General features: G+C 61.4%; 27 protein-coding genes. 15 read left to right on the top strand and 12 right to left on the bottom strand.

Translation table 11 applies throughout. From position 1 onward, the window contains the following. Nucleotides 1-8 precede the first annotated feature (8 nt). Complete coding sequence (araH, locus tag BM019_RS02525) at nucleotides 9-977, top strand: L-arabinose ABC transporter permease AraH (RefSeq protein ID WP_085532070.1); 969 nt, start codon at nucleotides 9-11, stop codon at nucleotides 975-977. An 85-nt stretch (nucleotides 978-1062) separates the two neighbouring features. On the opposite strand, the gene BM019_RS02520 is transcribed toward araH, so the two are convergent. Beyond that, nucleotides 1063-2211: an aldose epimerase family protein gene (locus BM019_RS02520; RefSeq protein ID WP_092417524.1), complete on the bottom strand. Its 1149-nt coding sequence runs from the start codon at nucleotides 2209-2211 to the stop codon at nucleotides 1063-1065. Nucleotides 2212-2372: 161 nt separating this feature from the next. On the opposite strand from BM019_RS02520, the gene BM019_RS02515 reads away from it, so the two are divergent. Then, the gene (locus BM019_RS02515) at nucleotides 2373-3155 is read left to right on the top strand and encodes an SDR family NAD(P)-dependent oxidoreductase (RefSeq protein WP_092417748.1); all 783 of its coding nucleotides are present in this window, start codon (nucleotides 2373-2375) and stop codon (nucleotides 3153-3155) included. Nucleotides 3156-3340: 185 nt separating this feature from the next. Here the strand turns inward: BM019_RS02515 and BM019_RS02510 are convergent, their stop codons facing one another. After that, nucleotides 3341-4225 carry a helix-turn-helix domain-containing protein gene (locus BM019_RS02510; RefSeq protein ID WP_092417523.1) on the bottom strand — a complete coding sequence of 295 codons (885 nt, stop codon included), beginning with the start codon at nucleotides 4223-4225 and terminating at the stop codon, nucleotides 3341-3343. A gap of 424 nt (nucleotides 4226-4649) precedes the next feature. Between BM019_RS02510 and BM019_RS02505 the strand changes: the two genes are divergently transcribed. The 12 genes from BM019_RS02505 to BM019_RS02450 all read left to right on the top strand — a co-directional run bounded on the left by BM019_RS02505 (nucleotide 4650) and on the right by BM019_RS02450 (nucleotide 15428). Further along, complete coding sequence (locus BM019_RS02505) at nucleotides 4650-4841, top strand: Flp family type IVb pilin (RefSeq protein WP_009045270.1); 192 nt, start codon at nucleotides 4650-4652, stop codon at nucleotides 4839-4841. Between the two features lie 694 nt (nucleotides 4842-5535). Further along, the gene (locus tag BM019_RS02500; protein ID WP_009045269.1) at nucleotides 5536-5727 is read left to right on the top strand and encodes a Flp family type IVb pilin; all 192 of its coding nucleotides are present in this window, start codon (nucleotides 5536-5538) and stop codon (nucleotides 5725-5727) included. Nucleotides 5728-5756: 29 nt separating this feature from the next. Next, on the top strand, nucleotides 5757-6278 hold the full coding sequence (locus BM019_RS02495) for an A24 family peptidase (protein WP_009045268.1): 522 nt from the start codon (nucleotides 5757-5759) through the stop codon (nucleotides 6276-6278). Between the two features lie 14 nt (nucleotides 6279-6292). Further along, nucleotides 6293-7612: an ATPase AAA gene (locus BM019_RS02490; protein WP_009045267.1), complete on the top strand. Its 1320-nt coding sequence runs from the start codon at nucleotides 6293-6295 to the stop codon at nucleotides 7610-7612. A 16-nt stretch (nucleotides 7613-7628) separates the two neighbouring features. After that, a complete protein-coding gene (gene cpaB / locus BM019_RS02485) occupies nucleotides 7629-8435 on the top strand; it encodes a Flp pilus assembly protein CpaB (RefSeq protein WP_053262386.1) in 807 nt (268 codons plus the stop codon). 37 nt (nucleotides 8436-8472) lie between these two features. Next, complete coding sequence (locus BM019_RS02480) at nucleotides 8473-9810, top strand: TadE/TadG family type IV pilus assembly protein (RefSeq protein ID WP_092417522.1); 1338 nt, start codon at nucleotides 8473-8475, stop codon at nucleotides 9808-9810. Between the two features lie 8 nt (nucleotides 9811-9818). After that, nucleotides 9819-10289: a TadE/TadG family type IV pilus assembly protein gene (locus BM019_RS02475; RefSeq protein WP_009045264.1), complete on the top strand. Its 471-nt coding sequence runs from the start codon at nucleotides 9819-9821 to the stop codon at nucleotides 10287-10289. Then, a complete protein-coding gene (locus BM019_RS02470; RefSeq protein WP_085532066.1) occupies nucleotides 10289-10792 on the top strand; it encodes a TadE/TadG family type IV pilus assembly protein in 504 nt (167 codons plus the stop codon). Before BM019_RS02475 ends, BM019_RS02470 begins: the two co-directional genes overlap by 1 nt. Further along, on the top strand, nucleotides 10786-12003 hold the full coding sequence (locus BM019_RS02465) for an AAA family ATPase (protein ID WP_009045262.1): 1218 nt from the start codon (nucleotides 10786-10788) through the stop codon (nucleotides 12001-12003). The genes BM019_RS02470 and BM019_RS02465 overlap by 7 nt, the downstream gene beginning before the upstream one ends. A 3-nt stretch (nucleotides 12004-12006) precedes the next feature. Continuing rightward, nucleotides 12007-13440, top strand: a complete 1434-nt coding sequence (locus BM019_RS02460; RefSeq protein ID WP_009045261.1) for a TadA family conjugal transfer-associated ATPase — start codon at nucleotides 12007-12009, stop codon at nucleotides 13438-13440. Between the two features lie 2 nt (nucleotides 13441-13442). Beyond that, nucleotides 13443-14429 (top strand): type II secretion system F family protein, encoded by a 987-nt coding sequence (locus tag BM019_RS02455; protein ID WP_009045260.1) that lies wholly within the window; start codon nucleotides 13443-13445, stop codon nucleotides 14427-14429. 27 nt (nucleotides 14430-14456) lie between these two features. Next, entirely contained in the window at nucleotides 14457-15428 is a 972-nt protein-coding gene (locus BM019_RS02450; RefSeq protein WP_009045259.1) for a type II secretion system F family protein, read from the top strand. A 74-nt stretch (nucleotides 15429-15502) separates the two neighbouring features. Here the strand turns inward: BM019_RS02450 and BM019_RS02445 are convergent, their stop codons facing one another. The 4 genes from BM019_RS02445 to BM019_RS30375 all read right to left on the bottom strand — a co-directional run bounded on the left by BM019_RS02445 (nucleotide 15503) and on the right by BM019_RS30375 (nucleotide 18258). Beyond that, the gene (locus BM019_RS02445; RefSeq protein ID WP_092417521.1) at nucleotides 15503-15775 is read right to left on the bottom strand and encodes a DUF3613 domain-containing protein; all 273 of its coding nucleotides are present in this window, start codon (nucleotides 15773-15775) and stop codon (nucleotides 15503-15505) included. A 2-nt stretch (nucleotides 15776-15777) separates the two neighbouring features. Then, nucleotides 15778-16500 carry a tetratricopeptide repeat protein gene (locus BM019_RS02440; RefSeq protein WP_009045257.1) on the bottom strand — a complete coding sequence of 241 codons (723 nt, stop codon included), beginning with the start codon at nucleotides 16498-16500 and terminating at the stop codon, nucleotides 15778-15780. A gap of 107 nt (nucleotides 16501-16607) precedes the next feature. Further along, the gene (locus BM019_RS02435; protein WP_092417520.1) at nucleotides 16608-17852 is read right to left on the bottom strand and encodes a type II and III secretion system protein family protein; all 1245 of its coding nucleotides are present in this window, start codon (nucleotides 17850-17852) and stop codon (nucleotides 16608-16610) included. A 193-nt stretch (nucleotides 17853-18045) separates the two neighbouring features. Beyond that, a complete protein-coding gene (locus tag BM019_RS30375) occupies nucleotides 18046-18258 on the bottom strand; it encodes a hypothetical protein (protein WP_139217354.1) in 213 nt (70 codons plus the stop codon). Nucleotides 18259-18366: 108 nt separating this feature from the next. Between BM019_RS30375 and nadA the strand changes: the two genes are divergently transcribed. Beyond that, nucleotides 18367-19425 (top strand): quinolinate synthase NadA, encoded by a 1059-nt coding sequence (gene nadA / locus BM019_RS02430; protein WP_007931079.1) that lies wholly within the window; start codon nucleotides 18367-18369, stop codon nucleotides 19423-19425. A 62-nt stretch (nucleotides 19426-19487) separates the two neighbouring features. Here nadA and BM019_RS02425 read toward each other — a convergent pair whose 3' ends face one another. The 6 genes from BM019_RS02425 to gcvH all read right to left on the bottom strand — a co-directional run bounded on the left by BM019_RS02425 (nucleotide 19488) and on the right by gcvH (nucleotide 26671). Beyond that, on the bottom strand, nucleotides 19488-19976 hold the full coding sequence (locus BM019_RS02425) for an RDD family protein (RefSeq protein ID WP_009045255.1): 489 nt from the start codon (nucleotides 19974-19976) through the stop codon (nucleotides 19488-19490). 97 nt (nucleotides 19977-20073) lie between these two features. Then, nucleotides 20074-20286 (bottom strand): cold-shock protein, encoded by a 213-nt coding sequence (locus BM019_RS02420; RefSeq protein WP_007931076.1) that lies wholly within the window; start codon nucleotides 20284-20286, stop codon nucleotides 20074-20076. 393 nt (nucleotides 20287-20679) lie between these two features. Continuing rightward, nucleotides 20680-21804, bottom strand: a complete 1125-nt coding sequence (gene gcvT, locus BM019_RS02415) for a glycine cleavage system aminomethyltransferase GcvT (protein ID WP_009045254.1) — start codon at nucleotides 21802-21804, stop codon at nucleotides 20680-20682. 39 nt (nucleotides 21805-21843) lie between these two features. Further along, complete coding sequence (locus BM019_RS02410) at nucleotides 21844-23220, bottom strand: L-serine ammonia-lyase (RefSeq protein ID WP_092417519.1); 1377 nt, start codon at nucleotides 23218-23220, stop codon at nucleotides 21844-21846. A 199-nt stretch (nucleotides 23221-23419) separates the two neighbouring features. Beyond that, entirely contained in the window at nucleotides 23420-26278 is a 2859-nt protein-coding gene (gcvP, locus tag BM019_RS02405; protein ID WP_009045252.1) for an aminomethyl-transferring glycine dehydrogenase, read from the bottom strand. 9 nt (nucleotides 26279-26287) lie between these two features. Further along, on the bottom strand, nucleotides 26288-26671 hold the full coding sequence (gene gcvH / locus BM019_RS02400) for a glycine cleavage system protein GcvH (protein WP_009045251.1): 384 nt from the start codon (nucleotides 26669-26671) through the stop codon (nucleotides 26288-26290). Between the last annotated feature and the right edge of the window lie 239 nt (nucleotides 26672-26910).

The raw sequence follows: 26910 nt of genomic DNA, 5'->3' as shown, positions 1-26910 counted from the left end.
AGGTGAACATGACAACTCAAGACAACGCGCTGCCGACGGCGCGCAAACCCCTGGACCTGCGTGGCCTGCTCGATAACTGGGCGATGCTGTTGGCGGCGGTGGGGATCTTCGTGCTCTGCACCCTGCTCATCGACAACTTCCTCTCGCCGCTGAACATGCGCGGCCTGGGCCTGGCCATTTCCACCACCGGCATCGCCGCCTGCACCATGCTCTATTGCCTGGCGTCCGGGCATTTCGACCTGTCGGTGGGGTCGGTGATCGCCTGTGCCGGGGTCGTCGCGGCCGTGGTGATGCGCGACACCGACAGCATGCTCCTTGGCGTGGGCGCCGCGCTGCTGATGGGGCTGCTGGTCGGGCTGATCAACGGCATCGTGATTGCCAAGCTGCGGGTCAATGCGCTGATCACCACCCTGGCGACCATGCAGATCGTCCGGGGCCTGGCCTATATCTTCGCCAACGGCAAGGCGGTCGGCGTGTCCCAGGAGTCGTTCTTCGTCTTCGGCAATGGCCAGTTGTTCGGGGTGCCGGTGCCGATCCTGATCACCATCGGCTGCTTCCTGTTCTTCGGCTGGCTGCTCAACTACACCACCTACGGGCGCAACACCATGGCCATCGGCGGCAACCAGGAAGCCGCGCTGCTGGCCGGGGTCAATGTCGACCGGACCAAGATCGTGATCTTCGCCGTGCACGGGGTGATCGGCGCGCTGGCCGGGGTGATCCTGGCCTCGCGCATGACCTCCGGCCAGCCGATGATCGGCCAGGGGTTCGAGCTGACGGTGATTTCCGCCTGCGTGCTCGGCGGGGTGTCGTTGAGCGGCGGGATCGGCATGATCCGCCACGTGATTGCCGGGGTGCTGATCCTGGCGATCATCGAAAACGCGATGAACCTGAAAAACATCGACACTTTCTACCAGTACGTGATCCGCGGTTCGATCCTGCTGCTGGCGGTGGTCATCGACCGTATGAAACAACGCTGATCCAGGGGGGGCTTTATCAGGGGCATGCCGGCGTCGCCGGACCACTGCCTTGCCGGATCGGCAGGGCAGTGGTGGCTACCGCGCTTCAGTCGGCGGAGAACTTCAGCACGGTGTCCTGGCTGTAGACCTGGCCGGGGTTGAGCCGGGTGCTGGGGAAGTCCGGCTGGTTGGGCGAGTCGGGGAAGTGCTGGGTTTCCAGGGTGAACGCGCCCCAGTGGTTGTAGGTCTTGTCCGCCTTGCCCTTGAGCGTGCCGTCGAGAAAATTGCTGGTATAGAACTGCACCCCGGGTTCGCTGGTGTAGAGCTGCAAGCGGCGACCGGATTGCGGGTCGCGCACTTCGGCGGCGAGCTGGCCGACGTCGCCCTTGGCGTCAAGCACCCAGTTGAAGTCGAAGCCGCCCTGTTTCGGCTCGGCGAACTTGAGCTGCGGATGATCGTCCTTGATGCGCTGGCCGATGGCGGTCGGTTGCCGGAAGTCCATCGGCGTGCCGGCGACCGGGGCCAGTTCGCCGGTCGGGATCAGCCTGGCGTTGACCGGCGTGTAGTGGCTGGCGTGCAGGGTGGCGAGCTGGGCGAGCACATCGCCGTTGCCGGCGCCGGCGAGGTTGAAGTAGCTGTGGTTGGTGAGGTTCAGCACCGTGGGTTTGTCGGTGGAGGCGCTGTATTCGATGCGCAACTCGTTGTTGTCGTTGAGGCTGTAGGTGACCTCGACTTGCAGGTTGCCGGGGAAGCCCATTTCGCCGTCTTTGGACAGGTAGCTCAAGGTCACCCCGACGGCGTCCTTGCGCTTGATCGGCCGGGCTTTCCAGACGCGCTTGTCGAAGCCCTGGGCGCCGCCATGCAGCGAGTTCGGGCCGTCGTTGAGCGGCACCTGGTAAGGCTGGCCGTCCAGCTCGAACGCACCGCCAGCCAGGCGATTGCCGTAGCGGCCGATGGTGGCGCCGAAGAACGCGGTACCGCGCTGATAGCCCTGGACGTCGTCGAAGCCCAGGACCACGTCGTCGAAGGTGCCGTTTTTATCCGGCACCTTCAACGATTGCAGGACAGCGCCGTAGGTGATGACCGTGGCTTGCAGGCCATGGCTGTTGCGCAACACGTATTGCTCGACGGCGGTGCCGTCGAGGGTCTTGCCAAAGGCCTTGTGTTCGCTGGACAGGCCTGCGGCCTGGGCGCCGAAACTGGCGAGCAGCAGCGACAGGCCGAGGCTGGAAAGCCGGTGGGGAGAGTGCGGCATGGTTGAACTTCCTTTTGTTGTTTTGAGTGGAATAGTTCTACTAATTTGCATTATTTTGTCGGTGTATCGGCAAATTTATCGCTTAATTCGGCATGCTTACAACATAAAATAAGACTATTTAAGGGTCGAATCGAAATGAACACTGCTCAGGAACCGTCATGATGAACACTGAAAAAGGGGCTGGCATGCAGGCTGTGTACGCGGATCTCGAGGGCAAGACCGTATTGATTTCCGGCGGAGCTTCCGGAATTGGCGAAGCCCTGGTTTGCGCCTTCGCACAGCAGGGCGCCAGGGTCGCGTTCGTGGACATGGCGCAAAGCCAGGGCGAGGCGTTGGCGGCCCGGCTATCGGCGCAGGGCCATCGCGTGGAGTTCGCGCACTGCGACATCACCGACGAGGTCGCTTACCAGGCCGCGATCGGGCGCTTTGCACAGACGCTGGGACCCATCACGGTGCTGGTGAACAATGCCGCCAATGACGTGCGGCACAGTCTGGAAGAAGTCGACGCGCAGGCATTCGACAAGCTCATTTCGGTCAATCTCAAGCACGCTTTTTTTGCCAGCCAGGCGGTGGTGCCGATGATGAAGGCCGCCGGCGTCGGCAGTGTGATCAACCTGGGTTCCATCGGCTGGATGATGGCCTCCAGCGGCTATCCCGTGTACGCCGCCAGCAAGGCGGCCACCCACGGCATGACCCGGGCCCTGGCGCGGGAGTTGGGGCCCTGGCGGATCCGGGTCAACACCCTGGTGCCCGGCTGGGTGATGACCGAAAAACAACTGGCGATGTGGGTCGACGATGCCGCCCGCGAGCTGATCAGCCGCAGCCAATGCCTGCCGGGCAGCGTGGAGCCCGGGCATATCGCCCAGATGGCGCTGTTCCTGGCGTCCGATGCGTCCGCCATGTGCTCGGCGCAAAACTTCATCGTCGATGGCGGCTGGGTATAGCGCCCGGCGAACGACGCCGTGACCCCGCCAGGATGGCGGGGCGGGGTGTCGGCGAGCGGATGCTCAAGCGGAAGGCGGCTGGACAGTGTCTAAGGCGCAGCGCAGACAGATAGACAGGCAACCGCCCACGGCTGCCGGGGCCCAAGGCGCCATGCCGGCTGGGCTGAGCGGCATGCCTGGCCTGTTCATCGACCTTCGATACGCAGCGGCAGGCTGTCGATCACCTGAGACAGCGTTTGCTCCAGTTCCGCCTCTTCTTTTTTTACCCGTTCCGGGATTCTTCGGCGTTGTCGGTATTCGCTGGGGCTGGCGCCCGCGAATTGCTTGAAGGCGCGGGCAAAGTAGGACGGGTCCTTGAAGCCGACTTCATAGCCGATGCTGGTGATGGGCATCTGGCTGTTGTCGAGCAGATTCTTGGCGCAATCCATGCGCTTGCTCAGGATGTAGTCCATGAATCCCAGGCCATGGACCTCCTTGAACAGCCGGCTGAAGCGAAACGTGGTCATGCCGCAACGCTTGGCCAGCTCTTTCTGGTCGATGCTTTCACGAAAATTCTGCTCGATGTACAGCAGCACATCGCTGAGTGCCTGATGTTTCTGGTGCTCTACGGTCAGCCGGATGCTGTCCGGCAGGGACGGGCCATGTTCGATCTGCAGCGTCTTGTCGCCGGGGCCGCTGCTGTGGCGCAGTTCGTAGAGCTGCTTCAGCGCATGCAGGAAGCGCCGGATCTCGGCACTCGAGAGAGGGAGCACCATGTATTCCCAGACACGCGAGCGCATGGCCCAGACGGCGAGTTCTTCGGAGTGCTGCACCGTGAACATGGCGATGGGAATGGAGGGAATCTTGTGTTTGATCTCCAGTAACAGATTGAGCCCTGGCATGTCCGGGCGGTCATAGTGCATGCAGATCATGTCCGGTAGAGGATGGGTGTCCTTTTCGGGCAGGGACGCATCTTTCGACACCTGGCAATCGCAGGCTGGACGAAACAGCGCGATCAGTTCTTCAGAGGATCGGTCGCGCGTGAGGTCGAACCATAAAAGAGAGGGTTTTTGGGCCGACTCAGGTTTCATTTCCTTATTCCTTCCTGGTGTCTCACTGCCGCTTCCTGGGCTGTCAGTATCGCCACTGGGCTTTGCGGGCAAAGGATCAAGTTCTGATAACGCTTCATAAATTTTCTTGATTACCTTCTATGTCTGACAGCGAGATAAGAGTCACAGGCAGCTCCTTGCTGTTGCGATCGCCTTTTCTTGCACCACCGGCCACGGCTGAATCAATTTAGTTTTATATGAGAACAGTTCCTTTTCTGAAAAAAACTCCCTCTGCCAGGTTTAGTTTCATTGGTGTTCTTTGCTGTCTTGCCAAGCATTGCAAAAAAGTCCTAGAAACCGACAATAAACTCCTAACTCTTTGTGTTAGTCCCTGACTAGGATTCAGTCAGGCGGCACAAATACTGATCGCCTTAAAGCAACTTTTCTTATATATGAGGTGAACAAAATGAATCTGCAAACAATCAAAACTTCGGTGCTGGCATTCATCAAGGACGAAGAGGGGCTGACCATCGTGGAATACGCCGTGGCCGGTGGTCTGATTACGCTGGGCGCCGTTGCCGCGTTCGTGACCCTGGGCGGCAACGTGGCCACCGCCATCACCAGTCTGGGTTGCGCTGTTCAGGGCGTGGTGTGCTAACGACAGCCGTTGTGCCGAGTCTTCAGTCCTGGGCGGGAGCTGCTTGTTGCTCGTACGCGGCCAGACTTCTTGGGTCTGGCTGCGAAGAGCGGTTTCCCTCGGGCTGAGGCCGTATCTGTGGTGCATGTGTGTTTCCGCCGTTGTTCTGTCTGCGCTCGTCTGGACAGGATGGAGCCTTCTCAATCGGTATGTGCAGTCAGCGCACAGTAGATGACGGATGGCTCCAGTCCTGGTCTCGAGCGAGTTCAAATTGTCAAAGTGACCTTTGGCCGAGCACGGCTCCATCGCTCTGCCGCAGCCTGCAAATTCTCTTTCCAGCTTCAGGAGTATCGTCGCTGTATTGCTCGCGTGAAGATCAAATCCTGATATGGAAGCCTCGGTTTACTTCGTTTCGCACTATGGTTGGGGTGCAGCGAATATGGCCGGGGCTTTTGTCTTTGTCGGCCAGTGCTCAGGCCGGTCTTTCATCGACGGCAAGACTGTTTCAAGGCGACTCTTCAATTATTCCTTCCTTAGATAAACCATCTGTTTCTTGTGTTGTTCCTGGTGCTTTTTTGCATCTTTCAACAACAGCAATAAAGTCCTAACGATCAGCAAAAAACTCCTAACCCTTCCAATGCTTCCCTGACTAATGTTCAACCAGGCAGTACGACAGTGCTGCTCTTAAACAAAAACACTTGAGTGAGGTGGGAAAATGAATCTGCAATCGATCAAGACTTCGATCATCAAGTTCGCCAAAGACGAAGACGGCCTGACCATTGTGGAATATGCAGTGGCCGGCGGCCTGATCACTTTGGGCGCTGTTGCTGCATTTATCACCTTGGGCGGCAACGTGGCCACGGCCATCACCAGCCTGGGATGTGCTGTTCAGGGTGTCGTCTGCTAATACGCCAACTTCCACCGAGGGCTGCAGTCATGGGCAAAGAGCAATTATTCGTTGTTGCATTGATGCTGGGACTGCTGGGGATTGCGGTGGTGAGCGACCTTCGTCGCCACCGTATTCCCAACCTCTTGGTGCTGGTGGGGCTGGGGCTGGGGATTGCCGGCCAGGTCTATTCCTCAGGCGTCATCGGGTTTGGTTATGGACTGCTGGGCATGTTGATCGGTTTTGCCGTTTTTCTTCCCCTGTACGCCTTTGGCGGGATGGCAGCCGGCGACGTCAAGCTCATGGCCATGGTTGGCACTTTTCTCACTCCGCAGCACGCCCTCTGGGCTGCATTTTTCAGCCTGATCGCCGGCGGCGCGTGCGGGGTATTGATTGTGTTGGTACGTGGTCAAGTTCAACAGACCATGGGGCGCTACTGGCAGATGATGAGAGCCAGGGCCTATTTTTCGCCGGCGGACGATGAAGTGGCCGGCAAACCCTTTCCCTATTCGGTTGCGATCCTGCTCGGCACATTGGCCAGCTTTTACCTCTGGTTGCCCCTTGGCCAGTAGCTCAGGAGAACGTTATGTACGCCATCAGTAACAGCCGTCCGACCGGCAATGACCGGGAAGCAGTGCAGCGACTGGCTCCACAGCCACGCACGATCCTCGAGACCGGGCTGGCCGACAATTTCCTCGGAGACCTGGTCTGCAAGCATTTGCACGATGCGGGTGTACTGGACATGCCTCGACTGGTAGAGCGCCTGGCGCTGACGGGGGCGGTGGTTGAAGAAGTCCTGACCTTCCTGCGTCAGGATCACCGGGTCGAGATCCTTGGCCAAGCCGGTGGCCAGGGCTTGCGCTACGGGCTGACCGAGCGCGGCCGCAATGCTGCCCGCGATGCCTTGTCGCGCAGTGGTTATATCGGCGCGGCGCCCTTTCCGGTGAGCGCCTATCGCTCGCTGCTCAAGGTACAGACCATTCACCATGGCCGTATCAGCGCCCGGGACATGCAGGCTTCCTTCGGCTCCATGGTGCTGGCGCAGAACATGCTCGATCAGTTGGGCGTGGCCCTGAATTCCGGGCGCGCCATCATGATTTACGGGCCGGCGGGGACGGGCAAGACCTATGTCAGCAGTCGCTTGATCCGGCTGTTTTCCGAGTCCGTCTGGGTGCCCCATGCGATTGCGATCAACGATGCGGTGATCGAGATCTACGACCCCCAGGTACACCGGCGCCTGGATGTCGGCGATCCGCAGAACAGCCTGATGCTCAATGAGGGGATCGACCGCCGGCTTCTGTGCTGTGAACGGCCGATCGTCATCACCGGCGGCGAGCTGACCATGGAACAGCTGGATATCCGCTACGACCCCTTCACTCGCCAGTACCAGGCACCGTTGCAGCTCAAGGCCAGCAATGGCCTGTTCGTCATCGACGACATGGGGCGCCAGCGCATGGCGCCCGCGGAATTGCTCAATCGCTGGATCGTACCGATGGAGGAGAAACGCGACTTCCTCAACCTCGGCGGCGGGCGGCACTGCGAGCTGCCGTTCGACCTGATCCTGGTGTTTTCCACCAACCTGAACCCGTTGGAACTGGCCGACGAGGCGTTCCTGCGGCGGATTGGCTACAAGCTGCAGTTCGGCTACCTCAAGCCCGAGGAGTACGAACGTATCTGGATTCAAGAGACAGAGCGCCTGAACATCCAATACGACCCGCTGCTGTTGCGCTACGTCCTGGATGAACTCTATGGCGCTGAAAACATGCCGCTGGTGCCTTGTCACCCACGGGATCTCTTGAGCATGGCGCTCGATCGCCAGCGTTATGTGGGCGCCAGCGGACCCCTGTCAACCCTGGAACTGGAGTGGGCATGGCACAGCTACTTCGTCCAGCTCGACTTTCTTTGAGTAAGGAGATTTCGACATGAGTTCTCGTACTTTCACTCTGGTGACCCTGTCCGTGGTTCTGGGCCTGGGCGCGGCATGGATGGCCAACACCTGGCTCAATGCACGGCTCAACGCCACCCCCGACGATAACCAGCAGAACGTGGTGGTGGCGACCGTGGAAATCGCTTTCGGGCAAATGGTCGAGCCACAGCAGGTCGCGCTGGTCCGTATGCCCAAGGAAACGGTGCCCGAGGATGCTTTCGACGCGACCGAGAAGGTGGTGGGCAAGATCGCCACCTTCTCCATGCTGCGCGGCGACATCCTGCGCGGTGCGCGTCTGGCCGAACACCTGGGCGGCAGCACCCTGGCGTCGCTGATCGAGCCCACCAAGCGCGCGATCTCGGTCCGGGTGGACGACGTGGTCGGCGTGGGTGGCTTCCTGTTGCCGGGTAACCGGGTCGACGTGCTGGCTACCCGGCAGACCGGCAATACCGGCGATGCCGAATCCAAGACCATCCTGGAAGACCTGCGGGTGCTGGCGGTGGACCAGACGGCCAGTACCGACAAGACCCAACCGGTGGTCGTGCGCGCCGTGACCCTGGAAATGACCCCCCAGCAGGCCGAGGAACTGGTCAAGGGGATGGCGGCCGGCAAGCTGCAACTGGCCCTGCGCAATCCGCTGGACAACCAGAAGCAACCGGCGATGGTCGAGCCGGTCGCCATGATCCAGGAAGTGCCTGCCCCGCCAGTGGTTCGGCCGATTGTCCGGCGTCGTGCCAGCGGCGATAGCGGGATCACGGTGATCCGCGGGATCGAGGTCAACGTTGTGAAGTCCCAGCTGTAAATGATCGGGTACGACATAGACGAACAATGAGGGCTTGATGATGAGTGCGCGTATCCAACAGCCATTGAGTGCATTTCCACGGCAGCAGCGCGGCGCAATGCTTGTACTGGTGGTGATTGCCCTGGCCGCGATGCTGCTAATGGGGGCCCTGGCGTTGGATGGCGGCCATATGCTGGTGAACAAGTCCCGCCTGCAAAATGCGGTGGATGCCGCGGCGCTGAGCGGTGCCAAGACCCTCAGTACGGTAATGGGTGCGACAGGGGCCGCGAGCCTGGCGCAGAGCGCTGCGCTCAATACCCTGACCCTGAATGCCAATGCCAGCGGCAATCAGGAGCTGGCCACCGCCATCGCCAACAATGTCGGCGGCTTTGCCACGGTGGAGTTGGCGTCCACTGTCTATGGGCCTTTCTCTTTCCCGGGGCCGGCCAATGCGAGCTATGTACGGGTGACGGTCACCAACTATTCCCTGGCCGGATTCTTCTGGGGCGTCTTTCAGACCCTGGGCAATGGCGTCGGTAACAAGTTCGTGAGCGCGGTCGCTACCGCCGGGCCAAGCCCCGCCAGCCCTTGCGACCTCACGCCGCTGATGGTGTGCGGCGACCCGACGAAAAACAATCCGTCCACCGGGATGTTCTGGGGGTTCCAGTTCGGCGATCCGCAGGTGTTGAAAACCGCCGCAGGCAACAGCTCGCCGATTGGCCCCGGCAACTTCCAATTGCTCGATTTCGGCTCCGGCGGCAGCACGGTCAGGCAGGGCTTGGCTGGCGGTATCAGCCAGTGCAACAGCGTCGGTTCGAATGTCCAGACCAAGCCGGGGAATACCGTGGGGCCAGCCTCGCAGGGCCTCAATACACGCTTCAACGAGTATTCCGGCGGTCTCAAGGCGGCGGACTATCCACCGGACCTGGTGATCACCACCAACCCCAAGTCGTTCACTTACGACGATGCGCTCGCACAGATTCAGTACAACAATCAGGCGGTTACCTCCAGCAGCGGCAATTTGTCCGCGGCTGGCAGCGCCTTGTACGACTACAACGACTGGGTGCAGGACTCCGCCAACTGCGTTGCCGGTAGCGGTGGTGGCTGCCAGAGCAGCGGGGCGTTCGAACGGCGGATCATCAAGATCGTGATCGGTGACTGTTCGGGCAAGAACGATGGGTCGTCCTCGATACCGGTGTTGGGTTTCGGCTGCTACTTCGTCCTGCAACCGGCGTCGCAAAAGGGCAATGAGTCGCAGATATTCGGTCAGTTCGAGAGTGTGTGCGAAGGCGACAACGTGCCGGGTCCCAACCCGGCCAATACCACCGGGCCGCAGATCATCCAGCTGTACAAGACCTATATCGACAACAGCCAGACGCCAAGTACCGATTCTTAGGAGGCTTTATGGGACGCAGAGGATTCAGGTCGCCGCGCAACCAGGGCGGCTTGGCGATGGTGGAGCTGGTATTGACGTTGCCGCTGCTGCTGTTGCTGATGCTGACCTTCGCCGAGTTCGGCCGCATGTTGTTCCAGTACAACAGCCTGATGCAGGCCAGTCGCGATGCCGGGCGTTATGTCGCTGACAAGGCGTGGAACTCCACCCTCGGCAAGCTCGACCTGAGCGGCACGCTGCAGACCCAGGCCAAGAACGTCGCTGTCTATGGCGTGCCCGCCAACCCCAATGGCTACCCGGCGGTGGTGTCGGGGCTGACGCCGGCGAATGTCACGGTCAGCGCGGTGGGGGCCGAGCATGTCCAGGTCAGCATTACCTACACCTATGTGCCGGTGATCGGCAGTGCCTTGCCCGTCTTGTATGGCAGCAACGTGCCGCTGGGCCTGGCCTTGACTTCCACTGTCGTCATGAGGGCCTTGTGATGAACGTCAAAGGTATGCGTGGGCTGTACACCGTCGAGTTCGCGATCACCAGCCTGGTGCTGTTCACCGTGCTGTTCGGTGTGCTGGAAATGGGCCGGCTGTATTTCACGGTCAATGCCCTGAATGAAACCGTGCGCCGCGGCGCCCGTCTGGCGGCGGTATGCGACATCAACGATCCGGTGATTCTGCGTCGGGCGATGTTCAACGCTTCCACCGACGGCGGCCCGAGCAGCCTGCTCAATAACCTGACGGCCGCCAACCTGAACCTGGTTTATCTGGACACCAACGGCGCGGTCGTCACCAGCCCCAACGATCTGAGCGGCACCGGCGGCTTTGTCGCCATTCGTTATGTCCAGCTACAGGTATCCAATTTCAGTTTCAATCTGCTGATTCCTGGGTTCAACGGGGTGTTTGTCTTACCGGTATTCAGGTCGACCGTGCCACGTGAAAGCCTCGGTCGGCAGCCCCAGGCAGCAGTCACACCGGAGATCACACCATGTTGAGTACCCGAGAAGCGCCCGTTGTCGCTGCTACTGAAAAGCAAGGCAAGCGCCTGCTGATCAGTGGGCGCGACGCGACCACCTTGAATCATCTGAAAGCGTTGAGCCAAGGGCTGCCGAACCTGCAGGTAACCACTCGCCTGGTGAGCAACGGTCATACCGATCCGCTGTATGGGCTGGAGCAGATGCCCGACTTCCTGCTGTTGCGCGTCAGCCACCTGTGGCGCGAAGAGCTGGCGGCCTTGTTGCAGCATCCGCTCAAGGAGCGCCCACCGCTATTGGTCTGCGGCCCGCTGGATGAGCGCGAGGGCATGCGCCTGGCGATGCAGGCCGGCGCCCGGGACTTTCTTCCCGAGCCGGTAGCGGCAGAAGAGTTGCAGGCGGCCATCGGCCGTATGCTCATGGAGGCCAATGCGGAGCAGGGGACCGGTGGCAAGCTGATTGCGGTGATGAACGCCAAAGGCGGTTCGGGAGCCTCGATGCTGGCTTGCAACCTGGCGCACCAGCTCTCCACCCGCGGTGGCAGGACCCTGCTGCTGGACCTGGACCTGCAGTTCGGCAGCGTGGCGCATTGCCTGGATGTGGTGCCTACCCACAGCCATGTGGATGTGCTGAAGCAGGTCGAGTCCCTGGACAGCATCGCCTTGCGTGGCTATTGCAACCACTTCAGCCCGACCCTGCATGTGCTGGGCGGGCGTACCGGGGAGCTGTGCCTGACGCAGGACGTGCACCTGGACCAGCTGGAAAAACTGTTGCGCCTGGCCCGTGGGACCTACGACTGGGTCGTGGTGGATCTGCCACGACAGATCGATCACCTCACCGGCGTCACGCTCGAACAGGCCGATCGCATCTACGTCGTGTTGCAGCAGAGCCTGAGCCACCTGAAGGACGGCACCCGCCTGACCCGCATCCTGCGCGACGACCTGAATGTGCAGAGCAACCGGATACAGGTGGTGGTCAACCGCTACAACAAGGCCTCGCCGGTGAGCCTCAAGGATATTGCCGATGCCCTGCGCTGTACGACCCTGCAAGCCGTGCCCAACGACTATGCGGTGGTCAGCGAGAGTCAGAACACCGGTGTGCCGCTCGAGCTGCATGCGCCACGTTCCGGGGTGACCCTGGCCCTGCGTGAGGTGACCCAGAACCTGATCGGAATCGAGGTCGCCGAGAAGAGTTTGTTCAAACGTACCTTCAATCGTCTGTTCGGAGGCTAGGCCATGCTCAGCGACTTTCGTAATCGCCTGCGTCAGCAACCCGGTAGACAGGCACCGGCAGAAACCCAGGACGCGTCCCTCGACGGCAAAGAGTGCGCCAGCGTGCTCATGGCCTGGGAGGCCAGTGTGCCGGACCTGATCTATGAAACCAGGACCAAGCTCGGCCCGATAGAGATCGAATGGCGGGAAAAGATCTACCAGCAGTTGCTCAAGGTCATGGACCTGTCGCTCCTCGATTCCCTGGAGCCGGCCGAGGCCGGGCGGCAGATCCGCGACATCTGCCAGCGCCTGCTCGACGAGCATTCGGCGCCGGTCAATTCCAGCAGCCGTCAGTTGATCCTCAAGCAGATCGCCGACGAGGTGCTTGGCCTCGGACCTTTGGAGCCGCTGCTGAACGATGCGAGTGTGTCCGACATCCTGGTCAACGGTCATGCCTCGGTGTACGTCGAGCGCTTCGGCAAGCTGCAAAGAACGGATGTGCGTTTTCGCGACGACCAGCACCTGCTGAATATCATCGATCGCATCGTTTCCAGCCTGGGGCGGCGCATCGATGAGTCCTCGCCGCTGGTGGACGCTCGCCTGAAGGACGGTTCGCGGGTCAACGCCATCATTCCACCGCTGGCCATCGACGGGCCGAGCATGTCGATCCGCCGCTTCGCCGTGGACTTGCTCAACACCGAGAGCCTGGTGCAGATGGGTACCCTGACCCCGGGCATCGCCCTGATGCTCAAGGCCATCGTCCGCGGCCGGCTGAATGTCCTGATCTCCGGAGGCACCGGCAGTGGCAAGACCACCATGCTCAACGTGTTGTCCAGTTTCATTCCGCACAACGAGCGGATCGTGACCATCGAAGACTCGGCCGAGCTGCAACTGCAGCAGCCCCATGTGGTACGCCTGGAAACCCGTCCGTCGAACATCGAGGGCCGTGGCGAGGTGGGCCAGCGGGAGCTGGTGCGCAACAGCCTGCGTATGCGCCCGGACCGCATCGTCATCGGTGAGGTGCGTGGCGCCGAGGCGCTGGACATGTTGACGGCGATGAATACCGGCCACGACGGCTCGCTGACCACCATCCACGCCAACACCGCCCGCGATGCCCTGGGACGGATCGAGAACATGGTGTCGATGACCGGGGCGACCTTTCCGATCAAGGCCTTGCGTCAGCAGATCGCTTCGGCCATCGGTGTGGTCATCCAGCTGGAGCGGCAGGAGGACGGCACGCGGCGGCTGGTCAGCGTGCAGGAAATCAACGGCATGGAAGGGGAAATCATCACCATGACCGAGATCTTCTCTTTCGTGCGCAGTGGTCTGGGCGAGAAAGGCGAGGTCCTGGGCGAATTCCGCCCCACCGGCATGGTTCCGGCGTTTCGCGATGTGCTGGCCAAACGGGGCATCGAGCTGCCGCTCAGCCTGTTCCGGCCAGACTGGATGGAGGGTTAGTCATGCATCAGATCCCCAGCGAGTTCATCCTGGCGTTTCTCGGCATGGTATTCACCGCCATATTCCTGCTCAGCCAGAGCGTGGCGGTGCCGGTGTTCGGCGAGGCCGGCAAGGTGCGCAAGCGTATCCGCAGTCGCCTCGACCTGCTGGAACGGGCCAGTAACCTGGAGAACATGCAGTCGGTACTGCGCCAGAAATACCTGCGTCGCCTGTCCCCGCTGGAGGCGCGCCTGGAGCAGTTGCCGTCGATGGAGGCCCTGGCGCAGATGATCGAGCAGGCCGGGCATGAGTACCGCGCCTATCGGGTGCTGATGCTCAGCCTGGTCCTGATGATGGTGGCTGGCATGGGGACGTGGCTGTTCACGCAGTTGTGGTGGGCGGCGCTCCCGGCTGCTGCTATGGCCTTCTGGCTACCGGTGTTGAAAATCTCCCGGGACCGCAACAAACGCTTTGCCCTGTTCGAGGAACAGTTGCCGGATGCCCTGGATGCCATGTGCCGGGCGCTGCGTGCCGGACATCCGTTCAACGAAACCCTGCAGTTGGTGGCCGAGGAGCACAAAGGGCCGGTGGCCCACGAATTCGGCCTGACCTTTGCCGACATCAACTACGGCAACGATGTGCGTCGGGCCATGCTTGGCCTGCTGGAACGCATGCCGAGCATGACCGTGATGATGCTGGTGACCACTGTGCTGATCCATCGCGAGACGGGCGGCAACCTGACCGAGGTACTGGATCGTTTGAGCAGCCTGATTCGCGGCCGCTTCCGCTTTCAGCGCAAGGTCAAGACGCTCTCGGCCGAAGGGCGTATGTCGGGCTGGATCCTGGTGGCGATGCCTTTTGTACTGGCGGCGGGGATTGTGCTTTCGAGCCCGACCTATCTGCCTCTGCTCATCAATGAGCCACTGGGGCAGAAGATGGTGCTTGGCGCGTTTGTGGCGATGTTGGTGGGAATCTTCTGGATACGCAAGATCATCCGGATCCAGGTGTGAGCACAATCACTCGTAGGGGGTGAGGTCATGGAGTATCTGCTGAGTCTGATCAAAAGTGTGGTCGGTAGCGAGCAACTGGCGCGCCTGCTGTTCGCCGGGGCCATCGGCCTGAGCGTGGTGCTGGCCGTGGCGACCCTGGTATTGCTGGTGCAGGGGCTGCAGGACCCGGTGCACCGCCGTCTTCTGCTGATCAAGCGCGGTCATGGCGGCGATGGTCACCGGCAGCAGGGCGCGCCGAGCAACCTGCAATTGATGCTGGAGCAGGTCGGCCAGCGTTTTGCCTCCGGTGAACGGGAGCAGGCCTCGGCGACCCGGACCTTGCTGATCCACGCGGGCTTTCGCTCCCCGGCCGCTGTCCAGATGTACTGGGCGGTGCGCCTGCTGACACCGTTGGCATTGGTGGCGCTGGCAGTCCTGGCGCTGCCGCTGATACCGAAGGTATCGCTGCTTCTGGGGATGGGGCTGGTGATCCTGGCGTTGGGGGTAGGCTGGCTGGTACCGGCCATCTATGTCGACAGCCGCAGGAACGCGCGGATGACCCGTTTGCTCGTCGCCTTTCCGGATGCGCTGGACTTGATGGTGGTCTGTGTGGAGTCAGGCCTTGCCTTGCCCCAGGCGATCGAGCGGGTATCGGAGGAGATAGCGGTCAGCCAACCTGAGCTGGCCATGGAGCTGGCACTGGTCAACTCCGAGGTCCGGGCCGGGATTCCCAGTACCGAAGCGCTCAAGCATCTGGCCGAGCGTACCGGGCTGGAGGACATTCGCGGGTTGGTGAGTCTGCTGGCGCAGAGCATTCGCTTCGGGACCAGTGTGGGGACGACCCTGCGTGTCTATGCCGAGGAGTTTCGTGACCGGCGCACCCAGCAGGCCGAAGAGAAAGCCGCGAAAATCGGCACCAAGCTGGTGTTTCCGCTGATCTTCTGCCTGTGGCCAAGCTTCTTTCTGGTAGCCATAGGGCCGGCGATCATCGGCGTCTTCAAAGTATTCGGGAAGTTATGAAAGAGGGGAGGGGCAAGGGCCATCGGCATGGATGGCATTGCCCCCTCTGAACTGAACGCCATCGCGACTTGCTGTCACTTCGAACCACCTGACCCACCCGAACCTACGTACTCCTTGTAGTACTCGGGGATCGGGTGTTTGTAGTTGTCCAGCCAACGCTGCAGGGCCAGTTCCCGTTCGCTGGGCGAGGCGTTCTGTGGGATGGGCGACTTGACCTGGTTACGACTCTGCAGCAGCAGCCAGGTTTCGGTCGACTGCTGTGACAGGGAGGTCGGGCCGGGTTCGATAGCCTGGGTCACCAGCGGAAGAAGCAAGAGTCCCAGGCAGCTAAGCGTTTGGTATTTCATCACTACCTCTGCGTTATTGGTTGATTGACACTCGATGGCGACGAATCCGTAGCAGTGACTGCCTGATCCTTAGCTGACTTCTTCGTCGCGTTCCTGAGTTTTTCGGCCCGCTCCTTGGCACTGGTGACTTGTTCGGGTTTCAGGCCGGCACGATTGACCAGGTCCGAGGCCTGTTTCCAGTTGCCTTGATAAATCAGCAAGGTCACCAGGTTGAGGGTTGCCAGCTGGTTGTCCTGTTTCAGCTCCATGGCCGTGAGGAACTCAAAGCGGGCCTGGTTGGTATTCCCCTGGTTGAGGTAGACCACCCCCAGATCGTTGCGGATTTTCTCGTCGGTCGGAGACAGGCGTGCCGCTCGCGTCAGATGTTCCAGGGCCAGCTTGTTATCGTTGCGTGACGCTGCCAGTTGGCCCAGGCCATGCTCGCCTTCGGCGGCCAGGCAGGTGCTGAGCAGGCTGCGGTACAGCGGCTCGGCCTCGCTTTGACCGAGCTGGCGATAGATCTTGGCCTTGCGCATGCGAACCTGTGCCAGGTCATCCGGCAGGCGTTGCAGATTGGCCAGACCGGCATGCAGCTTGCCTTCGCCGATCATGTCGTCGGCCAGGCTCAGCGACAGTTCCTGATCCGAATCCAGCTTGCTGCAGGTCTGCTTCGACCAGCTACCGCCGCCATTCGTGGCGCAGCCGCTGAGCATGAGCAGCCCTAACGCCGCAATGACTACTTTCATTTTTCCCTCCTGGAACAATCCGATTGTCGAGGAATGGCTAACACCGGACTTGCCGAGTCCGGTGTCGTTGAGCCTGAGTGTGGCGAGCAACGAACCAGGTCCCTGGTTCATTGCGAAAGCCCGCTGGCGGCCTGGTCAAAATTGCCGTTTTCCAGGAAGTACAGACGGAACCAGTTCGGGTCGTAGTTGCGCAGTGGCTCGCCAGGCAGTACTGGCAGCTTGGCATTGACCGCCAGCGGTTGCACCAGATGCGGAGTGACGATCATCAGCAGTTCCTTCTCTTCGCGTCTGATCGAAGAGTCACGGAAAAAGGCACCGAGGATTGGAATTTCTCCCAGGCCGGGGAACTTGCTCACGGCCGTGGTATTGGTGGTGCTGATCAGGCCGCTGATCACGAAGCTCTCACCGTCGGCCAGGGAGATGCTGGTGTCGGTGCGACGCACAACCAGGGCAGGTACCGAGATGCCGTTGACGGTAATCCCATTGGTGAAGTCCAGTTCGCTGACTTCCGGGGCGACCTTCAAGGCAATGCGGTCATTTCCGACGATTGTGGGGGTCAGGGTCAGGCGAATACCGAATTCCTTGTACTGGATGGTAATGCTGTCGCTGCCGCTGCTGGGGACCGGAATCGGCACTTCACCACCGGCCAGGAAGCTGGCGCTCTGCCCGCTCAGCGCCACCAGGCTCGGACGTGCCAGGGTGTAGGCAAACCCACTGCCTTCCAGGGCGTTGATCAGCCCAAGGACGTTACCGCCGCCAAAGCCGATATTAAACATGCCGTTGTTGAGCGGTATGTTCGGTCTGACGCCACCGATATTGCCGGGCGTCACCGTCACCAACGGGACCGTGCCCGGGGAGCTGAACAGGAAGTTACCGCTCTTGCCGAAGATCGAGGTGCCGGCCTCTTTCAGCTTGGTGCGGCTGACTTCGACAAAGCGGATATCGGTCTGCACCTGGCTGGCCAGCGCCGGATCTTCGGAGGGGGGCAATAGCGAACTCACCATTGAATGCGGGCCTTTGCCCTGGACGAACACCATGCTCTGGCGAGGTTCCTTGTCGCATGCCGTCCAGACCATCAGGCTGGTTGCACCGGGCGCGATGCCGGTCAGCAGGTATGAATCTCGCCCATTGAGATACACATCGGCAATTTTCGGGTCGCCCACGGCCAGTCGGGTAATGGCAACGGGGGAGTGCATTATCGTCTGTTGACCCTCTCCCACTTCCACCGTCGACGGCAGTGGCTGCAATCCAGCGCAGTTATTTGACGCCGCCATGGCCATTCCTGTGGGAAGACCAGCGACAATCAATGTCCACGCCACTCTCCTGAGCACCTGTACACAATCACTGTTCATGCACTGCATCCTTGTTTGGGCTGGGGGAAACCGCCAGGGCCGGTCAGCAGGGATCATTTCTCCGTCATCTGAACCAGAGCCCACCAAGTGTTGCTGCAACCAACCAGCAGTTAGCTGTTTCTGTAACTGACGTTAGCGCAGAAAGGTAAAATTGCTATGAAGTGTAAAAAAACGCTTGGTCGATCGAGGGGATTCAGCGCCAGGCCGAGACTCGCCTGCATGCAATGCGCATAAATGGTGCAAGTGCGCGTTGCGCGTCACTGAACCGTTTGCGCTGTTGAGGCTGCAATTGGCAGGCTTTCATGCCCTTGACCGATGCCTGCTCCATGCCGGGGCGAGCCGTGTGACACAGGTCAGAATCATCTTTTACATCAAGGGGATATTCTGTAGCCTTGCGCAGTTTCAACGCTGCACCTACCTGATGAATACTCACTCTCCCGGCGGTACCCTCAATGGGTCCGGAGCCGGGTGTATACTCGACTTTCGCGCATAAGCGCCCGCAGGTCTTGCGATCATGACGCACATTTCCGAACGCCTTCTGGTTCAGGCCCACCTTGACGCCAAACAGCCCAAGCCGCTGACGGCCGCCGAGGAAGCCCATTACCGTGCCGCGATTGCTGCCGAGCTCAAGGCTCAGGACGCCGTGCTGGTGGCTCACTTCTACTGTGATCCGGTGATTCAGGCCCTGGCCGAAGAGACCGGCGGCTGTGTGTCCGACTCCCTGGAAATGGCCCGTTTCGGCAACGCTCACCCGGCCAAGACCGTGGTGGTCGCCGGTGTCAGGTTCATGGGCGAGACGGCGAAGATCCTCAACCCCGAAAAGCGGGTGCTGATGCCTACCCTGGAAGCCACCTGCTCCCTCGACCTGGGGTGCCCGGTGGAAGAGTTCTCGGCGTTCTGCGACCAGCATCCGGAACGCACCGTGGTGGTCTATGCCAACACGTCGGCAGCGGTCAAAGCCCGTGCCGACTGGGTGGTGACCTCCAGTTGCGCCCTGGAAATCGTCGAAAGCCTGATGGATAACGGCGAAACCATCATCTGGGGGCCGGACAAGCACCTGGGCACCTACATCCAGCGCCAGACCGGTGCCGATATGCTGCTGTGGGACGGTGCCTGCATCGTCCACGAAGAGTTCAAGTCCAAGCAACTGGAGGACATGAAGGCGCTGTATCCCGATGCGGCCATTCTGGTCCACCCTGAATCGCCGACGTCGGTGATCGAGCTGGCCGATGCAGTGGGTTCCACCAGCCAGCTGATTGCCGCCGCGCAACGCTTGCCGAACAAGACGCTGATCGTGGCGACCGACCGCGGCATCTTCTACAAGATGCAGCAGCTGTGCCCGGACAAGGTGTTCATCGAGGCGCCAACGGCCGGCAACGGCGCGGCTTGCCGCAGCTGCGCCCACTGCCCGTGGATGGCCATGAACACTCTGGAGCGCACCTTGCAGAGCCTGCGTGAGGGCAGCAACGAGATATTCGTCGACCCGGCGTTGATTCCCCAGGCCATTCGTCCGCTCAAGCGCATGCTGGATTTCACTCAGGCGGCACGGATGAAGCTGGCGGGCAATGCCTGATCGCCTTCGATAAGCGCACAGAAAAACGCCCCGAGATTCGGGGCGTTTTTCTGTGCGGCGGATTATTTTTTCTGCTTGGGAATGCGCACGATCTGGCTGGAAGAGTAGATGTCGTGCCAACTGCGCTTCTGCTTGTCTACCAGGATCCAGATGAAACCCAGCCCGGCGCACAGCCAGGAAGCGATCGAGACCATGAAGCGCAGGAGAGCCTGCCACAGGCTGATGCGGCTGCCGTCGGCGTTCTGCACACGAATGCCCCAGACCTGCATGCCCAGGGTCTGGCCGGAATGGGTCCAGAACTTGGCGAAGAAGGCGAACAGCACGAACAGCAGGACGGTGGAGTAGAGCGGATCGCCGTCCAGGGCGCCGGATTCGGTCAGGGTGCGCATCCGGGTTTCACCGAGGATCTGTAGCTGGATGAACTTGTAGATGCCGCCCGTAACGATCAGCAGTGCGGTGCACAGCAGGAAATCGTAGAACATCGCTGCCAGACGACGGCCCAGGCCAGCGGCGGGAAAATCGCCCTGGGGGGTTAGCAGGTGCTTTGGCATCACAGGCCTCTCGATCGAAGAAAGAAGCCATTTTACGGAATTGCGCGTACAAAAAAGCCCCTGATGTCAGCATCAGGGGCTTTTTCGTTACAGACGATCAGCCTTCGGCTTGAACTTCGTCAGCCTGCATGCCTTTTTGGCCCTGCACAGCGATGAAGGTCACTTTCTGGCCTTCTTTCAGGCTCTTGAAGCCGTTGCCCTGAATAGCGCGGAAATGCACGAACAGATCCGGACCGCTTTCTGGAGTGATAAAACCAAAACCTTTCTCGTCGTTAAACCACTTGACGGTACCGCTCTGACGTTGGGACATTTCTTATTTCCTTTGACGCTAAAAAATTAATGACAGTCTCTTTCTCATGAAGGAGTACTGGGCTGGGTTGCAGGAAAGTAAGAGACGTCGAACGGGTTGTAGCAAACTTGTTAGCTACTGCCCAGGTCACGATTCCAAGCGACCCATGCAAACACAGTGGGGAAACTCTACGCCAACTACGGGAGAAAAAACAAGCCCTGCGAAACCCCGGTTTTCCTCAGCTTGGTGGCTGTTTGCCGGAACTAGGCATCTGGGCTTATTCGATAGGGTCGTTCAATTGTTTTCAACTGTTATAAGGCAAGTTCAATATCGAAAATATGCACTATTTTATGGCGGTTGCGTTACAGATTAGTGCACTTTTAACGCAACCGCGTTACTTATAGAAACAGTTGATCAACCGCGATAGTAGCGTTGTGCAACGAATGGCATTTTGCTTACAAGCATTGGCACCTTTTTCCCACGAACAATTGCCCAAACTGGCGTATCGAGTGCGACATAAGCGCTATCGATGTAACCCATGGCCAACGGACCACCCAGGGTCGGGCCAAAACCGCCGCTGCAGACACTACCGATCACCTCGCCCGCTTCGTTGACGATCTCCGCACCTTCGCGCACCGGTGTGCGTTCCTGGGGCAGCAGGCCGACGCGTTTGCGGCTCACGCCATTGAGTTGTTGGGCGAATACCTGTTCCGCGCCAGGGAAGCCGCCAGCCCGCGCGCCATCGGCGCGACGTGGCTTGGAGATGGCCCACAGCAGGCTGGCTTCGATCGGCGTGGTCTGGCTGTTCATGTCATGGCCATACAGGCACAGGCCGGCTTCCAGGCGCAGCGAATCCCGGGCACCGAGGCCGATGGCGGCCACTTCCGGTTCGGCCAGCAGGGCACGGGCCAGGGTTTCGGCGTCGGCCGCCGGTACCGAGATTTCGAAACCGTCTTCGCCGGTGTAGCCCGAACGGCTGACAAAGCAGTCCACGCCCAGCAGCTTCACGCGGGTGAACTGCATGAAGGTCATCTTCGCCACTTCCGGCGCCAGGCGCGCCAGCACGGTGACGGCCGCCGGGCCTTGCAGGGCGAGCAGGGCGCGCTCCTCGAACAGCGGCTCGATGCTGCACAAATGGCCGATGTGCTGGCGCAGATGGGCCAGGTCCTGGTCCTTGCAGGCGGCGTTGACCACCAGGAACAGCTCGTCGTTGCCCAGGTTGGCGACCATCAGGTCGTCGAGGATGCCGCCGTTTTCATTGGTGAACATGGCGTAGCGCTGCATGCCCACGGGCAGATCGATGATGTCCACCGGCACCAGGGTTTCCAGGGCCTGGGCGGCATTGGCGCCGGTCAGGCGGATCTGGCCCATGTGCGAGACGTCGAACAGGCCGGCCTGCTCGCGGGTGTGCTGGTGTTCTTTCATCACGCCCAGCGGGTATTGCACGGGCATATCGTAACCGGCGAACGGCACCATGCGCGCGCCGAGTTCGAGGTGCAGCGAATGCAGCGGGGTCTTCAACAGTGTTTCGGTGGACATGTTCAGCTCCTGGGTAAACGTGAGACGTATGTGCCTGCATCAGCACTCGATGATGTTGACGGCCAAACCGCCGCGGGCGGTTTCCTTGTATTTGCTTTTCATGTCGGCGCCGGTCTGGCGCATGGTGCGGATCACCTTGTCGAGGGAGACGAAGTGTTGCCCGTCGCCACGCAAGGCCATGCGCACGGCGTTGATCGCCTTGACCGAGCCCATGGCGTTGCGCTCGATGCAGGGCACCTGCACCAGGCCGCCGATCGGGTCGCAGGTCAGGCCGAGGTTATGTTCCATGCCGATCTCGGCGGCGTTTTCCACTTGTTGCACCGTACCGCCGAGCACTTCGCACAAGGCCCCGGCCGCCATCGAGCAGGCCACGCCGACCTCGCCCTGGCAGCCGACTTCGGCGCCGGAGATGGAGGCGTTTTCCTTGTAGAGAATGCCGATGGCGGCGGCGGTCAGCAGGAAACGCACCACCCCGTCTTCGTTGGCGCCGGGGATGAAGCGCATGTAGTAGTGCAGCACCGCCGGGATAATGCCGGCGGCGCCATTGGTGGGCGCGGTGACGACGCGCCCGCCGTTGGCGTTTTCTTCGTTGACCGCCAGGGCGTACAGGTTGACCCAGTCCAGTACCGACAAGGCGTCGCGCAGGGCCGCCTCGGGGTGCTTGCACAGCTGGCGGTGGAGGGCGGCGGCGCGGCGCTTGACCTTCAGGCCACCCGGCAGGATCCCTTCGTTGCGGCAGCCGGCATCCACGCAGTCCTGCATCACTTGCCAGATCTTCAGCAGGCCGGCACGGGTTTCCGCTTCCGGTCGCCAGGCACTTTCGTTGGTCAGCATCACCTGGCTGATCGACAGCCCATAGGTGCTGCAGTGACCGAGCAAGTCCTTGGCGCTTTTGAAGGGGAAGGTCAGCTTGGTGGTGTCTTCGACGATGCGGTCGGCACCGGCGGCGTCCTCGTCGACCACGAAGCCGCCGCCCACCGAGTAGTACTCGCGGCTGCGGATCTGCAATCCGGCGGCATCGAAGGCGCGGAAGATCATGCCGTTGGGGTGGTAGGCCAGGGGCTTGCGGATCATGGCCAGGTGTTCTTTCTCGTTGAACGCGATGAGGTGTTCGCCGAGCAGGTTCAAGCGTCCGCTGCTGCGTATTTCCTGCAGGCGAGCGGCGATGTTTTCGGTATTCACGGTATCCGGGTGTTCACCTTCCAGGCCCAGGAGCACGGCCTTGTCGCTGCCGTGGCCCTTGCCGGTGGCGCCGAGCGAGCCGTACAGCTCGACCTTGACGCAGGTGGTGGCGCCCAGCAGTCCGTCGCGCCGCAGGCCTTCGACGAAGCGCGCGGCCGCGCGCATCGGGCCAACGGTGTGGGAGCTGGAAGGGCCGATGCCAATCTTGAACAGGTCGAACACGCTCAAGGACATGTTGGTTCTCCGGTTTCTTATTGTGTTGATCGGCACGCATTTTTTGTAGGAGCGAGCTTGCTCGCGATGAACCTGAGGGCACCGGGTTGTTCCGGTGCTCCGCGTTATCGTTCACGAGCATCGCGAGCAAGCTCGCTCCTACAGGTATACGCAGTATCTGTAGGAGCGAGGCTTGCCCGCGATGGACGGCGATGCCGTCTTAGGCGTCCTGATAACTTTCGATCGACGGGCAGGCGCACACCAGGTTGCGGTCGCCGAACACGTTGTCGACGCGGCCGACCGGAGGCCAGTACTTGCCTTCGATCAGCGAGGCCACCGGGTACACCGCCTGTTCACGGCTGTAGGGGTGCGACCACTCGCCAACGATTTCCGCTGCGGTGTGCGGGGCGTTTTTCAGCGGGTTGTCGTCCTTGTCCAGGCTGCCGTTTTCCACCGCGCGGATCTCTTCGCGGATGCGGATCATGGCGTCGCAGAAGCGGTCCAGTTCTTCCTTGGATTCGCTTTCGGTCGGCTCGATCATCAGGGTGCCGGCCACCGGGAACGACATGGTAGGGGCGTGGAAGCCGAAATCGATCAGGCGCTTGGCGACGTCGTCGACGCTGATGCCGCTGCTGTCCTTGAGCGGGCGCAGGTCGAGGATGCACTCGTGGGCCACCAGGCCGTTGCTGCCGGTGTAGAGCACTGGATAGTGTTCTTCCAGGCGACGGGAGATGTAGTTGGCATTGAGGATCGCCAGCTGCGAGGCACGCTTGAGGCCTTCGCCGCCCATCATGCGGATGTACATCCAGGTGATCGGCAGGATGCTCGCGCTGCCGAACGGCGCGGCGCAGACCGCGCCTTCCTTGCGTTCCATGGCCGCGTGGCCAGGCAGGAACGGCGCCAGGTGCGACTTGACGCCGATCGGGCCGACGCCCGGGCCGCCACCGCCGTGGGGGATGCAGAAGGTCTTGTGCAGGTTCAGGTGCGACACGTCGCCACCGAACTTGCCCGGGGCGCAGAGGCCGACCATGGCGTTCATGTTGGCGCCGTCGATGTACACCTGGCCGCCGTTGTCATGGATGATGCCGCAGATTTCGCGGATGCCTTCCTCGAACACGCCATGGGTCGACGGGTAGGTGATCATCAGCGCGGCGAGGTGCTCGCGGTGCTCAATGGCCTTGGCCCGCAGGTCTTCGATATCGACGTTGCCACGGGCGTCGCAGGCGGTGACCACCACGCGCATGCCGGCCATGTTGGCGGTGGCCGGGTTGGTGCCGTGGGCGGACGAAGGGATCAGGCAGATGTCGCGACGGTCGTCGCCGCGGCTCTGGTGATAGGCACGAATGGCCAGCAGGCCCGCGTATTCGCCCTGGGAGCCGGCGTTCGGCTGCAGGGACACCGCGTCGTAGCCGGTGGCGGCGCAGAGCATGGCTTCCAGTTCGGACGTCAGTTGCTGGTAGCCGGCGCTTTGCTCGGCCGGGGCGAACGGGTGCAGGGCGCCGAATTCGGCCCAGGTGATCGGGATCATTTCGCTGGCGGCGTTGAGCTTCATGGTGCACGAGCCCAGCGGGATCATGGTGCGGTCCAGGGCCAGGTCCTTGTCCGCCAGCTTGCGCAGGTAGCGCATCAGCTCGGTTTCCGAGTGATAGCGGTTGAACACCGGGTGGCTGAGGATCGCCGACTGACGCACCAGCGCCGCCGGGATACGGCTTTGCACCGTGCTGGCCAGCGCGGCGAAGTCCGGCAGCGCCTGGCCGTCGGCCAGCAGGCTCCACAGGGCCTCTACATCGGCCTGGCCGGTGGTTTCGTCGAGGGACAGACCCAGGTGCTCGGCGTCGATCACCCGCAGGTTGATGCGCTGGGCGCGGGCCTTGTCGTGCAGCGCCGCGGTGCGTGCGCCGGTGTGCAGGGTCAGGGTGTCGAAGAAGTTTTCCTGCTCGACCTTGATCCCCAGCTTGCTCAGGCCCTGGGCCAGGATCGCGGTCAGCTGGTGGATGCGCCGGGCAATCCGGCTCAGGCCTTGGGGGCCGTGGTACACGGCGTACATGCTGGCGATGTTGGCCAGCAGCACCTGGGCGGTGCAGATGTTGCTGGTGGCTTTCTCGCGACGGATATGTTGCTCGCGGGTCTGCATGGCCAGGCGCAGCGCCGGCTTGCCGAAACGGTCCACGGACACCCCGACCAGACGGCCCGGCATGTCGCGCTTGAACGCGTCCTTGGTGGAGAAGTAGGCCGCATGCGGGCCACCGAAGCCCAGCGGCACACCGAAGCGCTGGGCGCTGCCGATGGCCACGTCGGCGCCGAATTCACCCGGTGGGGTCAGCACAGTCAGCGCCAGCAGGTCGGCGGCAACCGCCACCAGGGCGTTGGCGGCGTGGAAGCGCTCGGTCAGCTCGCGGTAGTCGAACAGGTCGCCGTTGCTCGCCGGGTATTGCAGCAGGGCGCCGAAGAACGGGCTGACGTCGGTCAGCTTGCGCTCGTCGCCGACCACCACGTCGATGCCCAGCGGCTCGGCACGGGTGCGCAGCACGTCGAGGGTCTGCGGGTGGCAATGGCTGGAGGCGAAGAAGGCGTGGCTGCCCTTGTTCTTGCTCAGGCGCTTGCAGAAGGTCATGGCTTCGGCGGCGGCGGTGGCTTCGTCGAGCAGGGAGGCGTTGGCGATCGGCAGGCCGGTGAGGTCGCTGATCAGGGTCTGGAAGTTCAGCAGCGCTTCCAGGCGGCCCTGGGAAATTTCCGGCTGGTACGGGGTGTAGGCGGTGTACCAGGCCGGGTTTTCCAGGAGGTTGCGCAGGATCGGCGACGGCGTGTGGCAGTTGTAGTAGCCCTGGCCGATGTAGGTCTTGAACAGCTGGTTCTTGGCGGCGATGGCCTTGATCGAGGCCAGTGCGTCGGCTTCGCTCTGGCCGGCGGGCAGGTCGAGGACGCTGGTGCCCTTGATGCTGTCGGGGATCACGCTGGCGCTCAGGGCTTCCAGGGAGTCGAAGCCCAGGCTGTTGAGCATGGCTTGCTCGTCGCCTTGGCGCGGGCCGATGTGGCGCGCGATGAATTCGTTGGCGGTGCTCAGGTTGACTTGAGTCATGGCGGTTCCTCAGGCGTCGGCGTTGGCTTTGATCAGGCGGTCGTAGGCGTCCTGATCCAGCAGTTGGCCGACAGCGGCGGCGTTCGCGGGAATGAAGCGGAAGAACCAGCCTTCGCCCAGCGGGTCTTCGTTGACCAGCTCGGGGCTGGTTTCCAGGGCCGGGTTGGTTTCCACCACTTCCCCGTCCAGGGGCATGTACACGCCGCTGGCGGCTTTTACCGATTCCACGGTGGCGGCTTCGGCGCCCTTGTCGTAGGCCTGCAGTTCCGGCAATTGCACGAACACCACATCGCCCAGGGCGTTTTGCGCGAAAGCCGTGATGCCGACGGTAACGCTGCCATCGGCTTCGGTACGCAGCCATTCGTGATCTTCAGTAAAACGCAACTCGCTCATGGAAACTCCTCAAGGGGCCAGATTCGTCTGGTGGACGCGATTGAATGCTCGTGCAGGGCCGAGCGGAATGGATAAGCCCTTAGCAAAAATGCGGCCAATGTTTTTTAATTGTTATTAATCAATGAGTTATATGTTCTTGATGGTGACCGGAAACTAACGGCTGTAGCGAAAACGCTACAGCTGGAGGGCCAGGAAAAAGCCTATGGGGATCAAAGCCTTGCGTAGCGCCGATTACAACT

This window comes from Pseudomonas sp. NFPP07 (genome assembly GCF_900115645.1).
Taxonomy (GTDB): domain Bacteria; phylum Pseudomonadota; class Gammaproteobacteria; order Pseudomonadales; family Pseudomonadaceae; genus Aquipseudomonas; species Aquipseudomonas chlororaphis.
The sequence above is the reverse complement of the archived record's forward strand: the minus strand, read 5'-3'. Positions and strand labels throughout refer to the sequence as shown.